At 57.1% G+C, this 12,394-nt stretch carries 12 protein-coding genes; 6 read left to right on the top strand and 6 right to left on the bottom strand.

What is annotated here, in order from left to right; translation table 11 throughout:
* The first annotated feature begins 2 nt into the window (after positions 1–2).
* The gene (locus K3G63_RS12715) at positions 3–1,268 is read left to right on the top strand and encodes a hypothetical protein (RefSeq protein ID WP_220614475.1); all 1,266 of its coding nucleotides are present in this window, start codon (positions 3–5) and stop codon (positions 1,266–1,268) included.
* A gap of 30 nt (positions 1,269–1,298) precedes the next feature.
* Here K3G63_RS12715 and K3G63_RS12710 read toward each other — a convergent pair whose 3' ends face one another.
* Both K3G63_RS12710 and K3G63_RS12705 read right to left on the bottom strand, forming a co-directional pair.
* Positions 1,299–1,538 carry a helix-turn-helix transcriptional regulator gene (locus K3G63_RS12710; protein ID WP_220614474.1) on the bottom strand — a complete coding sequence of 80 codons (240 nt, stop codon included), beginning with the start codon at positions 1,536–1,538 and terminating at the stop codon, positions 1,299–1,301.
* Positions 1,538–2,260, bottom strand: coding sequence for a DUF2975 domain-containing protein (locus K3G63_RS12705; RefSeq protein WP_220614473.1), 723 nt, complete (start codon positions 2,258–2,260; stop codon positions 1,538–1,540). Before K3G63_RS12705 ends, K3G63_RS12710 begins: the two co-directional genes overlap by 1 nt.
* 252 nt (positions 2,261–2,512) lie before the next feature.
* On the opposite strand from K3G63_RS12705, the gene metK reads away from it, so the two are divergent.
* Complete coding sequence (gene metK / locus K3G63_RS12700; protein WP_220614472.1) at positions 2,513–3,775, top strand: methionine adenosyltransferase; 1,263 nt, start codon at positions 2,513–2,515, stop codon at positions 3,773–3,775.
* A gap of 80 nt (positions 3,776–3,855) precedes the next feature.
* On the opposite strand, the gene hpf is transcribed toward metK, so the two are convergent.
* The 4 genes from hpf to K3G63_RS12680 all read right to left on the bottom strand — a co-directional run bounded on the left by hpf (position 3,856) and on the right by K3G63_RS12680 (position 6,769).
* Entirely contained in the window at positions 3,856–4,155 is a 300-nt protein-coding gene (gene hpf, locus K3G63_RS12695; RefSeq protein WP_220614471.1) for a ribosome hibernation-promoting factor, HPF/YfiA family, read from the bottom strand.
* 37 nt (positions 4,156–4,192) lie between these two features.
* Positions 4,193–5,080, bottom strand: coding sequence for a tyrosine-type recombinase/integrase (locus tag K3G63_RS12690; RefSeq protein WP_220614470.1), 888 nt, complete (start codon positions 5,078–5,080; stop codon positions 4,193–4,195).
* Positions 5,081–5,233: 153 nt separating this feature from the next.
* On the bottom strand, positions 5,234–5,434 hold the full coding sequence (gene rpsU / locus K3G63_RS12685) for a 30S ribosomal protein S21 (RefSeq protein ID WP_125425461.1): 201 nt from the start codon (positions 5,432–5,434) through the stop codon (positions 5,234–5,236).
* A 195-nt stretch (positions 5,435–5,629) separates the two neighbouring features.
* A complete protein-coding gene (locus tag K3G63_RS12680; protein ID WP_220614469.1) occupies positions 5,630–6,769 on the bottom strand; it encodes an acyl-CoA dehydrogenase in 1,140 nt (379 codons plus the stop codon).
* Positions 6,770–7,013: 244 nt separating this feature from the next.
* Between K3G63_RS12680 and K3G63_RS12675 the strand changes: the two genes are divergently transcribed.
* The 4 genes from K3G63_RS12675 to K3G63_RS12660 all read left to right on the top strand — a co-directional run bounded on the left by K3G63_RS12675 (position 7,014) and on the right by K3G63_RS12660 (position 12,321).
* Entirely contained in the window at positions 7,014–7,952 is a 939-nt protein-coding gene (locus K3G63_RS12675; RefSeq protein WP_220614468.1) for a polysaccharide biosynthesis/export family protein, read from the top strand.
* Between the two features lie 63 nt (positions 7,953–8,015).
* On the top strand, positions 8,016–10,472 hold the full coding sequence (locus tag K3G63_RS12670) for a polysaccharide biosynthesis tyrosine autokinase (RefSeq protein ID WP_220614467.1): 2,457 nt from the start codon (positions 8,016–8,018) through the stop codon (positions 10,470–10,472).
* Between the two features lie 14 nt (positions 10,473–10,486).
* A complete protein-coding gene (locus K3G63_RS12665; protein WP_220614466.1) occupies positions 10,487–11,251 on the top strand; it encodes a tyrosine-protein phosphatase in 765 nt (254 codons plus the stop codon).
* Between the two features lie 47 nt (positions 11,252–11,298).
* On the top strand, positions 11,299–12,321 hold the full coding sequence (locus K3G63_RS12660; RefSeq protein ID WP_220614465.1) for an NAD-dependent epimerase/dehydratase family protein: 1,023 nt from the start codon (positions 11,299–11,301) through the stop codon (positions 12,319–12,321).
* Positions 12,322–12,394: the final 73 nt, after the last annotated feature.

Below are 12,394 nucleotides of genomic sequence, written 5' to 3'. Positions count from 1 at the left end.
GTATGGCAGGTAAATTTTTCGGGTTGCTGCCGCAGGCGGTGGGATGTACGCTGCTGATTTTGCTGGCTACGGTTTCCTTCCTGTTTTCGCCGCCGCCCAAAACCGAGGCCGAGTACTGCGGCACCTACCTGCACCTGACTTCCTTTGCCGGTTTCACGGCCAACTGCGACGGGTTTGTGTACATGGAAGACGCCCGGCACCCGGCCCGCCTGCTGGAGCCGAAGGAGGTCCGGCAGTCGCGCCCGTTGTTTATCCTGCTGGGCTCGGCAGTAGGCTACCCCTGTGCGTGGGCAGTGCAAGGCCTAACGGCCGCCGGGCTGCTACCCCCTCAACTGTTAGCGCACCTGCCCGCTAGGTATCAGCCTTTGCTGGGCTTCTACATAGGTTACGTGCTGCTCAACTATGTGGTACTGTTGGGGAGTATGCTGCTGTTCACCCGGCTGTATCATCACCTGACGCAGGGGCGGGGCAGCCGGCCGGTGCTGGTTGCCTTACTGGTATTCTTCGCCTCGAATCAGGTAACAAAGGCTTTTTTCTGGACGGTGCACCAGCAGATGTTCACGTTGCTGGTGCCGCTGTGCTGCGTGTACCTGCTGCTGGAATCAACCCGGCCCGATCTGCGCCGCCCCGGCCGGATAGCCGCCTGGGCCCTGCTGACAGGGCTGCTGGCCCTAGTATACGGCAGCTTCGTGCTGGTGCTGCCGTGCCTGCTCTACAGTGTTTGGCAGCAAAACAAGCTCCGCCGCCTGCCCTACTTCCTGATCCTGGGGGTAGGAGTCGGGCTGCTGTTCCTGCTCCCAACCCTTGCCTGGATTGGCCTGCTCCGCCTGCAGGGCGTCACGTATTATAATCACGAAGCCGAAGCCTACCACCAGCTGGTCTGGCTGCTGGATATATTTCGCCTGCCCGGGGCCGGGTTTGCGGTAGTGGTGCAGCAAAACGCCAGCCGCTTCCTGGCCACGCTGCCCGCCGTGGGGTTGTTTGTAGGGTTGGTGCTCGGGCTGTTCGGCTGGTGGCGTTACGCCCGGTGGCCGGTTGAGCGGCAGCCAGTGGAGGTGCTGGTGGGGCTATTGCTGCTGTTTGCGGGGTTCTTCGCGGGGCTGGGCTACTACCAGGAGCGGCTCACGTTTATCCTGGTGCCGCTGCTGCTGTGTCTGCTGGTGGCTTTGCTGCCGCCCCGGCTACCTCGGTGGGCCCCCAGAGTGCTGGCGGGCGTGGCCCTGGGGTGGCACTTATGGCAGGCAGCATCTTACGGTCCGTTTTCCTGAGATGTAAGGTTAAGATGAGAGGCCTGGGGGTTAGTCTGGCTCACTTCCGGGCTTCAGATCGGTAGGGTCAGGGCGGTGCTCCAGCAGGTCGGCGGGCTGGCACTCCAGCGCCTGGCAAATAGCTGCCAATGTGCTGAAGCGTACAGCTTTGGCTTTGCCGCTCTTCAGAATAGACAGATTAGCCAGCGTAATGCCCACCGTCTCGGCCAGGGCGCTGAGCGTCATTTTGCGCCGGGCCAGCATCACGTCCAAGTTCACCAGTATGGGCATCAGACAGTCAGTTCGGCTTCTTGCTGGAGTTCTACGCCCCGCTGGTACACGGCCCCAATAATCAGCAACACCAACCCTACCTCCCAGCCGGGCAGCGTGAACTCGGTGTTTAGCTCTACATAATGGCCCAGGGGTTCAGGAAGTCCGGCAGACTGAAAAGGGGGTACCAGTGCCCGCACTACCAGATACGCCAGCTCCTGCAGCAGTGTAAGACCCAGCACGAGCAGCCCCAGCCACTGCAAACGAGCCGCGTTAGCCAGCGTGAAGGGCATAGCTGGCGTTACGTCCAGCAGTAGCTTCCATAGTAGCCAACTGCCCACGCCGAAAAGCGTCAGCCAGGCCAGCGAAAAGTAGTCGCTCATGCCACCCAGGTAAAGCAGCGCTACCCGCTTGACCGCCGAGGGCTCTTGGTAGCGCAGCACCGGATGGGTAGAGTCCTGAGTTAGTTCAAACCCTGATCTGCTACTCTTGAACGGCGTCTGAATGCCTCGTAATGGAGTCTGCTTACCTGCTCTCCCATCTTCAAAGCCACGCTTCATCTCATACAGGGAGGTAAACATATTCGGCGACTCACTATAAAGGCTTAGTCGCACTTCAGAGTCGTTAACTGCCTCAATAGTTTTCAGGATGCTGGTACCTACGCTGAAGACGGCTAGCACCACAAATAAGAAGTACAGCGGGCGGCCCAGGCGTAACAGGGCACTGAGTTTAAGAATGGCCATGTAGATAAAAGATGCTGGTTCGATAGGATGCAAAGGAAACAGTTTGTTATTGATAAACAATAAAAATATATTAATTATAAATAAACACTTAATGCTAATCAATAAATATACTTTCATGAGCTACCCGCTTGTTGTGCGCGTTTAGCCTCTTATTCATATATAAAACTTGTAGCTTTGCAGCCCCTATCCGACAGCCCCGGCTGGCTGGGGCAGGGGCTGCCGGCCCCTCGCGTACTTCTACCTTACAAGCTGATGCCCTACCTGTTCACCTCCGAATCTGTTTCGGAAGGCCACCCCGATAAAGTAGCCGACCAGATTTCTGACGCCATCCTCGACGAGTACCTCCGTCAGGACCCTACGGCCAAGGTGGCCTGCGAAACCCTGGTTACCACCGATTTTGCCCTGGTGGCCGGTGAAATAAAATCGACGGCCCACGTAGAGGCCGAGCCCATTATCCGGGAGGTGATTCGCCGCATCGGCTACAACAAGCCCGAGTACCTGTTCAACGCCGACACCTGCGAAGTGATGAACCGCCTGCACGAGCAGTCAGCGGACATTAACCAGGGCGTGGAGCGCGCCAAGCCGGAGGAGCAGGGCGCCGGCGACCAAGGCATGATGTTTGGGTACGCCACCCGCGAAACCGAGAACTACATGCCCCTGGCCCTCGACCTCTCGCACCGCCTGCTGCGCGAGCTGTCGGCCATCCGGAAGGCTGGTCAGGAGATGACCTACCTGCGCCCCGATGCCAAAAGCCAGGTAACCATCCGCTACAACGACGACAACACGCCCGAGTCCATCGAAACCATCGTGGTCAGCACCCAGCACGACGAATTTGACCAGGATGAGCAGGTAATGCTGCATCAGATTGAGCAGGACATCAAGAATATTCTGGTGCCCCGCGTGAAAGCACAGCTAGGTGAGGAAGTACAGGCCCTTTTCACCGCCGACATCAAGTATCACATCAATCCTACGGGTAAGTTCGTCATCGGCGGACCCCACGGCGACTCCGGCCTGACGGGTCGTAAAATCATTGTGGATACTTACGGCGGCAAAGGAGCCCACGGCGGCGGGGCCTTCTCCGGCAAAGACTCTTCCAAGGTGGACCGCTCGGCCGCTTACGCCGCCCGCCACATCGCCAAAAACCTGGTAGCCGCAGGTGTCGCCGACCAGGTGCTGGTGCAGGTAGCCTACGCTATTGGGGTAGCCGAACCGGTAGGTGTGTTCGTGACAACCTACGGCACCACCAAAGCTACCGGCTCCTTCGGCCACCAGCTCACCGACGGCGAAATTGCCGAGAAGGTGCAGCGCATTTTCGACCTGCGTCCCTACGCTATTGTGCAGCGTCTGGGCTTGCAGAACCCCATCTTCGCCGAGTCGGCCGCCTACGGCCACATGGGCCGGCAGCCTGGCACCAAGCAGGTAACTCAAGCCGACGGCACCACCAAAACCGTAGAAACCTTCACGTGGGAGAAGCTGGACTACGTGGACAAGATCAAAGCGGAGTTCAGCCTGTAATTAGCTGCCATTCCCAACAAAAAGGCCCTTGACTGTCGTAGTCAAGGGCCTTTTTATCTATATCTAGTCGCACGCTAGCCTCAGTGGCTAACGAGCTTTTCCTTGTATTTGGTAATCTGGCGCTTTAGGTTTTCGGCGGCGGCATCGGCGGCAGCTTCAAACGTGCCGGCATCTTCCTGGGAGAAGAGGGTAGTACCGGGTACATGTAGCTTTATTTCTACCGTTTTATTGTTAATCCCGTCTTTGTTATTGAGGCGCATAATTACTTCGCCTTCAGTCACACGGTCATAGAAGGTTTCGAGCTTATCGAGGCGCTTCTGGATGAAATCAAGCAGTTTTTGGTCGGCATCGAAATGCACCGATTGCATCTGTACTTTCATCGGTCGTGGGGGTTAAGAGGTAAGAGAAGAAACAAAATCAGGCCTTAGGATGGGCCTTTTCAAACACAGACTTTAACTTGTCAATACTCAGGTGGGTGTACACCTGGGTAGCCGCCAGACTAGCGTGCCCGAGCAGTTCCTTAATGGCATTCAGGTCAGCCCCTTTGCCCAGTAAATGGGTAGCAAAGGAATGACGAAGCACGTGCGGATGCTGCTGTCCGGAAGCTGTGGTTATCTGGCTCAGATAGTGCTTCACAGTGCGGTACACAAACTTTTCATAGAGCGGCTCTCCCTTATCCGTAACGAGGAGGCTGCGCCGGGCGTTGCTATCAGGCCCAAATTCGCGTTGTCTAACTTCTATATAGAGTTCCAGTATTATTAGCAGCGTCGGGTTTAAGGGTACTACCCGCTGCTTGTTGCCTTTGCCCGTTACGCGCACCGTGCGGCCCGGTAGGTTCACGTCCTCCGCACCAATACCAATCAGCTCCGACAGCCGAATGCCCGTGCCGTAAAGCAGTTCCAACATGGCTTGGTCGCGGATACCGGCAAAGCCCTCGGGAAAGGCAAACGAGTTCAGTAGGCCATTCAATGCTTCCTCCGGCACGAAGTCGGGCAGCTTCTTGGCTGCCTTGGGCGAGGTAATGCGTAGCATGGGATTCTTTTGGATTACTCCGGTGCGCAGCAGGTACTTGTAATAAGAGCGCAGACAGGCAATTTTCCGGTTCACCGTGCGTGGGTCGCGGTGCTGCTGCATCAGGTCGACCACCCAGGAGCGAATCAGGGTATGATCGGCCTGGGTAGTGTCCGGCAGCTCGTAGGAAGTCAGCAGAAACTCGGAAAACTGCCGCAAATCCGTCTGGTACGAAAGCACCGTGTGAGGGCTGTAGCGCCGCTCAAACCGGAGGTAGTCAAAAAATAATTCCATACGTGGGGTACCCGGTCGCCTGGGGCCGGACATCCAATGTAGGGAATTCGCCGAAAGAAAAAAACGAAATGGCCAGACGCGAAAAAACCGGCTGATTTGCGCCAAAGAGCAAATCAGCCGGTTTTTTCGTCCTGGTACTAGCAGGGAAGCAGCTTACGCGTTGGTAGCGTCGGGGCCGTAGGTAGCCAGCTTGTAGATAGCCTTCTGCTTCTGCTTGCGGTTGGTGATGGAGGGCTTCTGGAAGAACGTGCGACGACGCAGCTCCTTCAGCACACCCGTGCGCTCAAATTTCTTCTTGAAGCGCTTCAGCGCACGGTCAACCGACTCGTTTTCTTTGATTTGGACGATGATCATATGTTCAGTGACTTAGGAACCCGGATTGAAGGGGCCGCAAAGATAACTACAGATTGAGCAAATTTAAAAACAGATTAGGCAGATTTTTGGGCAGACCCACTGCGCCTCGCCAGCAGCCCGCCCGAAGCAGCGTGCTACGGCCTACCAGCAGGCTAACCGCGCAAGCCGGTTTTCGAGCTGGCTCATTTTATAGGCCTACTTCAGCAGAGAGCGAGCAATAACCAGCTTTTGGATTTCAGACGTGCCCTCGCCGATGGTGCAGAGCTTGGCGTCGCGGTAGTACTTCTCGGCCGGGTAGTCTTTGGTATAGCCGTAGCCCCCGAAAATCTGCACGCCCTCATTGGCTACCCGCACCGATACCTCCGAAGCGTAGAGCTTGGCCATGGCCGACTCACGGTTCACGTTCAGGCCGCGGTCCTTCATATCGGCGGCGCGGTAGGTAAGCAGGGAAGCCGCCTCAATTTCGGTGGCCATGTCGGCCAGCTTAAATCCTATGCCCTGGAAGTTGCTGATGGGCTGGTTGAACTGGTGGCGCTCCTTGGAGTACTGCAGGGCCGCTTCGTAGGCCCCTTGGGCAATGCCCAGGCTTAGGGCCGCAATGCTGATGCGGCCGCCATCCAGCACCTTCAGCGCCTGCACGAACCCGTCGCCCACTTGGCCAATTACGTTTTCCTTAGGCACCCGGCAGTCCGTAAAAATCAATTCCGTGGTTTCGGAAGCACGCATGCCTAGCTTGTCTTCCTTACGGCCGGCCTCAAAGCCAGGAGTTCCGCGCTCAATGATAAACGCCGTCATACCGCGCGAGTCGCCTACCTCGCCGGTGCGGGCAATAACCACCGCAACGTTGCCGCTCTTGCCGTGGGTTATAAAGTTTTTGGCCCCGTTCAGCACGTAGTCGTCACCGTCGAGTACGGCGGTAGTGCGCATGTTGCCTGCATCGGAGCCCGTGTTAGGCTCCGTGAGGCCCCAGGCCCCAATCCACTCACCGGAAGCCAGCTTGGGCAGGTAGGTGCGCTTCTGCTCCTCCGAGGCATGCTGCAGAATGTGGCCTGTACAGAGCGAGTTGTGGGCGGCCATGCTCAGGCCGATGCTGCCATCAATTTTAGATAGCTCAGCAATGGCCGTTACATATTCCACGTAGCCAAAACCGGCCCCGCCATATTCCTGCGGTACCAGCACGCCCATCAGGCCCAATTCGCCGAGCTTATGGAATACCTCCTTCGGAAATTCCTGCGTTTCGTCCCAGCGCATCATGTGTGGCTTGATATACTGGGCGCCAAAGTCGCGCACCATCTGGGCAATCATTGTCTGGTTTTCAGTAGTGACCAGTTCCATGGTAGTAGGGTGGGGTGGGAAATGTAAACAGGGCCGCGGAAGCTGCTACAACTAAGCTGGCCTGATTTTGGGTTCGCGAAAGTAGGATTTTACTGGCGGACAAGCCAGTGGGAAGGCTGCAGAGGCAGGGTGAATTTTGAAAGGGGACACTAATTCGGTTTCTTTGATGGTTTTTTAGGAAAATACTGTCCGCCCGAAAGCGGCCTTGTGCGTTTTAACACTGACTCCGGTTGTCCCGGCTTGCATGAACCGACTTGCTCCTTCCCACCTGATGCGTCTCTGGATGCTGTGCATACCGCTTGTGTTGCTCACTTTTTCGTGCACTACCTCCCGGGTGCGACAGCAAAACATCCTATTTCGCACTGATGGGGCCGGCCGCCTGGATACTGCCCGTCTGCGGGACGTAGTGAACCGCGCCGAGCGAAACTACATCATTCAGCCCAACGACTACCTCGACGTACGGGTGTATACCAACAAGGGCGAGCGAATTCTGGATCCTAACGGCGAGTTGTTTTTCGGTTCTCCCGGCGGAAATAACGCTGGCGGCGGCGGATTTTCTCGGCAAGGTACTTCGGGCGGGCAACGGCAAAGCAACCAGCAGCAGCGCGGCGGCAACACGCAGCAGCAGCAGGGCTACACAGAGTTTATGGTGCAGCACGACGGCATGGTGAAGCTGCCCATGGTCGACTACGTGAGGCTGGCCGGCTTGACGCTGCTAGAGGCGGACAGCCTGTTGCAGATCAAATACACCGTATATTACAAGGATGTATTTGTAACCACCCGCGTGACTAACAACCGCATTATCGTGCTAGGGGCCGCTGCCGGTGGCGCCCAGGTAATCCAGATGTTTAACGACAACATGAACCTGCTGGAGGTACTGGCCCAGGCAGGAGGCATATCCGGGGGGTTTGTAGGGCCAACTGCCGGCAACGGACAAGCCGGGCGCGCCGATAACATCCGCCTGATTCGTGGTAGCCTGAAGAATCCGCAGGTACAGGTAATCAACCTGACCACCATTGACGGGATGCGGCGCGCTAACTTGCAGGTAGAGCCCAACGACATTATCTACGTGGAGCCAATCCGCCGGCCTTTCTACGAGGCACTGGCCGATGCCAGCCCGCTTTTTGCCTTTCTGGGCGGGCTTTCCGGGTTAGCTACCCTCATCATTGCCATTTCAAAATAAGTACCAGCACGCAGCGTTCCCCTTCAGCACTACTGAAGGGCTGTTCTCACTACTCATTACTACATGGCGGCGAAAGAAGAGGCTGAACTAGAAGAACTAATTCGTAATACGGGCGGCGAAGCGGAGGAAGAAGATGAAGGCGGCGGGCTGGACCTGACCACGCTGCTGATGGTGGTGCGCAAAAGCCTACCGTGGATGCTGTTGCTCATTCTGCTCGGCCTAACGGCCTCCTGGCTGTTTCTGCGCTATACCCCACCGCTGTACCAGTCTACGTCTTCTATCAAAATTGACGAAAAGACGGAAGCGGGTGTGCTTGGGTTAGAAGGCATTGGTGGTGCCGTAGAAAAGCAGCAAAGCATTAACAAGCTCTCCGGCGAGGTAGAACTGATAAAGTCGGACATCATCTACCGTCGATTGAAGGACTCGCTGGACCTGGCCGTGAACTACTACGTCCAGGGCACCGTGCTGGAAAATGAGCTGTACCGCAGCTCGCCATTCCGGGTAGAATACACGGCTTCTTCCGATGCTGTCTACAACGTCAAGGTGGGCCTACACTTGTTGCCTAACAACCGGCTGCGCCTGCAGTATGAGTTTAACAATCAGGAAGAAAGTCGGGAATATGCTTTCGGGGAACCTATCCGAGCCTTGGGATTCACCTTCCGGATTTATCCTACTGACTTGTACTCGCCTGCGTCGCTGGACGCTGATTATCATTTTGTTATAAACGACGAGGGTAGCTTGAATGCGTATTTGAGCAAGAACCTGCTTGTAGAAATTGGTAATGCCGACGCCAACATTATCGGTATTTCCTTCACGGACCACAATCCCGTGAAAGCGCGGGATATTGTTAACAAGATTGACTCCGTATACTTAGTCGAGAAACTTGCTCGCAAGCAGGAGCAGGCGGCCCGCGCGACCCGCTACATCAATGAGCAACTAGGCGAGAACCGTAAAGACTTGCAGGCAGCCGAGGAAAATATGCAGGCCTTCGTCAAGCGCAACGGAACCTACGATATTAAAGCCGACGTAGGACTCATCACCGCTGGCCTCGAAGAGCTGGAAAAAGAGCGGGAAGAGTTGCAGGAACAGATTGATATGCTGGACGAGCTGAGGGTACTGCTCAACCAGAAGCGCCTCACCGAGCGGGAAGACGGCGACGTATTCCAGACTATTCCGGCCCTGAGCAAGATTGAGGATGAGCAGCTCTCGCAGCGCATTGTAGAGCTGAGCGACTTGCAGCTGGATTTGAAGCGCGCCGAGCTATCCTATCAGCCTGGTGCCACCACGGCTCTGCAAAGCAAAGAGCTGGAAATAAACAATACCAAACGGATCATCCGGGATTTACTGCTGCGCAACCAACAGGTAGTCCGGCGGCAGCTAACCAAGCTGGATGCAAAGCGCGCCGAGCTGGAAAGCCGCCTGCGCGCCTTACCCGAAAAGCAAACCGAACAGGCCCGGTTGCAGCGCCCCCTGGAATTATACGAAAAGTATAATTTGAACATGATGGATAAGAAAATCGAGTTTGGCATCTCCATGGCGGGTACCACAGCCGATTTTCAGATTCTCTCGCCAGCTACGCTGCCCGCCACGCCTATTTCACCGGTTAAGCTGATGGTGTACGCCATTGGCTTAGCTGCTGGCATTGTGCTGGGATTGGGCCTGATTGCCGTGCGCTACCTGATGCACAACACGGTAACCAATATCCGGGAGCTGGAGCGCAGCACCTCGGCCTCGGTGCTGGGCATCATCCCTACCTACGACAAGGAGAAGATGGCCGTCTCGAAGCTGGTGGTGGATAAAAACCCCAAGTCGGCTATTTCGGAGGCTATCCGCTCCATCCGGACCAATCTAGAGTTCATGGCGTCTTCTAAGAAAAAGCGCCTGATTTCAATTACTTCGACTATCAGCGGCGAGGGGAAAACTTTTGTGACTGTTAACCTGGCGGGTATTATTGCGGCGTCCGATCAGAAGGTGATTATTCTGGATTTGGACATGCGCAAGCCCAAGGTGAACCTGGCCTTCGACGCAGAAAATGTGCGGGGCGTAAGCACTATTCTGATTGACAAGCACAGCTGGCAAGAGTGCGTGCAGCACACGAGCATCCCAACCCTGGACTTTATTTCGGCCGGTCCTACCCCGCCCAACCCGTCGGAGCTGATTTTAAGTAACCGCTTCGATGAGCTGATTCAGCACCTGCACGAGGTGTACGATGTGGTAATGATTGACACTCCGCCGGTAGGATTGGTAACCGATGGCATTCTGATTATGCGCAAAGCCGATGTGCCGATTTACATCGTGCGGGCCAACTACTCAAAGAAAGCCTTCCTCAAAAACATCAACAAACTGATGCGGGTGAATGGCTTCACCAAGCTGAGCACCATTCTGAACGATGCGCAGGGTGGGGGCGGCTACGGCTATGGCTACGGCTACGGCTATGGCTACGGCTATGGCCAGGGATATTATGAGGAGCCTACCGCCAAACCGGGGCTCCTGGGCCGGCTGCGGAAGCGAGTTTCATAACTCCGTAGTCAGCCATGTCCTTTCTGCAAAAGCTATTTGGGCGGCCCACCGCCGAGCCGGCACTGGCTGCGACCCTGGCTGGGCTGGGGGCCGATATGCACTCCCACGTGCTGCCTGGTCTCGATGATGGGGCCGAAAGCCTAGAGCAGTCGGTGGAGTTGCTGCGGCAGCTGCAGGCCCTGGGCTACCATTCATTGGTGCTGACTCCCCACGTGATGGGCGACTTTTACCGCAACACCCCGGAAGGCATCCGCGCGGCCCTCGAGGGGGTCCGTACCGCCGCCACCCAAGCCGGCATTACGGGCCTGACGCTGAGCTGCGCCGCCGAATACTACCTGGATGAGTGGTTTAACCGGCGGCTGGAACAGAAGGAAGAGCTACTAACCTTTGGCGGAGAGCGGCGCTACGTGCTCTTCGAGACGTCGTACATCAACGAGCCGTTCAACTTCCAAGAAACGGTATTTATGATGCAAGCGGCGGGCTACCACCCGGTGCTGGCCCACCCCGAGCGGTACACCTACCTTTACGGCCGATTTGAGGAGCTAGTCAAGATTCGGGAAAACGGCGTGCTGCTGCAGGTAAATCTCAACTCGCTGGCGGGCTACTATTCAGCCGGGGCTAAGCGGGTAGCGGAAAAGCTTATTGATGCTGGCCTAGTGGACCTGGTAGGCACCGATGCGCACCACGTAAAGCACCTGGAAAATATTCGGGCCAAAGTATTGCGAAGCGAGTACCTGCCGAAGCTGCTGGCCTTACCTCTCCTAAACTCTACCTTGTAAGCAAGTGCCGCATCCTGGGCGGCGCCCGCACTACACACGCTTTTTGCATGATCTTCGTCACCGGTGGCAGCGGCTTAGTCGGAAGCTTTCTTATCTCGGCGCTGCTGGCGCGGGGGCTACCGGTGCGGGCGCTCTATCGGCAGCAGCCCCCCACGCGCCTGGCAGCCGGCAACATAGACTGGGTGGAAGGTGACATTCGGGACGGCCTTGGGCTGCGGGCGGCCCTGGCCGGCGTCACGCACGTGTTTCACTGCGCCGGCCTGGTGTCGTATGCCCCCCAGGACGAAGAGCTGCTGCAGCAGATCAACGTAGAAGGCGCCGCTAACTTGGTAGATGCTTGTCTGGAGCGGCCGGGCATCCGGCTGGGCTTTGTGTCGTCGGTGGCAGCCTTGGGCAACGGGACAGTGGCAGACCAACCCGCCGGCAGTCCGATGCAGCTAGATGAAGCCAGTAAGTGGGATCTGGGCGCCGAGCATAATGCCTACGCTACCTCCAAATACCTGGGCGAGCTGGAAGTATGGCGGGGCGTTTCCGAAGGGCTGCAGGCCATAATTGTCAACCCGTCCGTTATCCTGGGGCCGGCCGACTGGGACCGGAGCAGTACCCGCCTGTTTCGTTACGCCTACAATGAGCATTACTTTTACACGCCCGGCCGCATTAACCTGGTGGACGTGCGCGATGTAGTGGATGCCTTGCTGCGCCTGACCTTGGATACGACGCTGAGCGGGGAGCGGTACGTACTAAATGGCGGTAGCCTACCCCTGCGTGACTTTCTGGCGCAGGCAGCGGCGTGCTTTGGCAAGCGGCCTCCCAGCGTGGCCGTGCCGGAATGGGCTGCCGAAACCATCTGGCGCCTGGAGCACGTCCGGTCCTTGCTGACGGGGGCCCGGCCGCTAATCACCAAAGACACCGCCCGGGCTGGCCGCCAGCCCACGGAATACCGCACCGATAAAGTTCGGCGGGCGCTGGGGCTGCAGTTTCGGGCCCTGGCCGAAACCATTGCCTGGTGCTGCGCCGGCCTCCGCCCGGCCGAGGCCACGGGGCCACCTGTGCTATCGGTAGCTCAGTAACCAGGAAGGCTTTACCCTAACCGGAATCCTGAAATCTGCGCTGAACCTGCAAGGCTCCGGTGCGGTTGTTGTA

The organism is Hymenobacter sp. HSC-4F20 (assembly GCF_019599275.1).
Classification (GTDB): Bacteria; Bacteroidota; Bacteroidia; order Cytophagales; family Hymenobacteraceae; genus Hymenobacter.
This window is presented reverse-complemented; position numbering and strand designations above follow the sequence as displayed.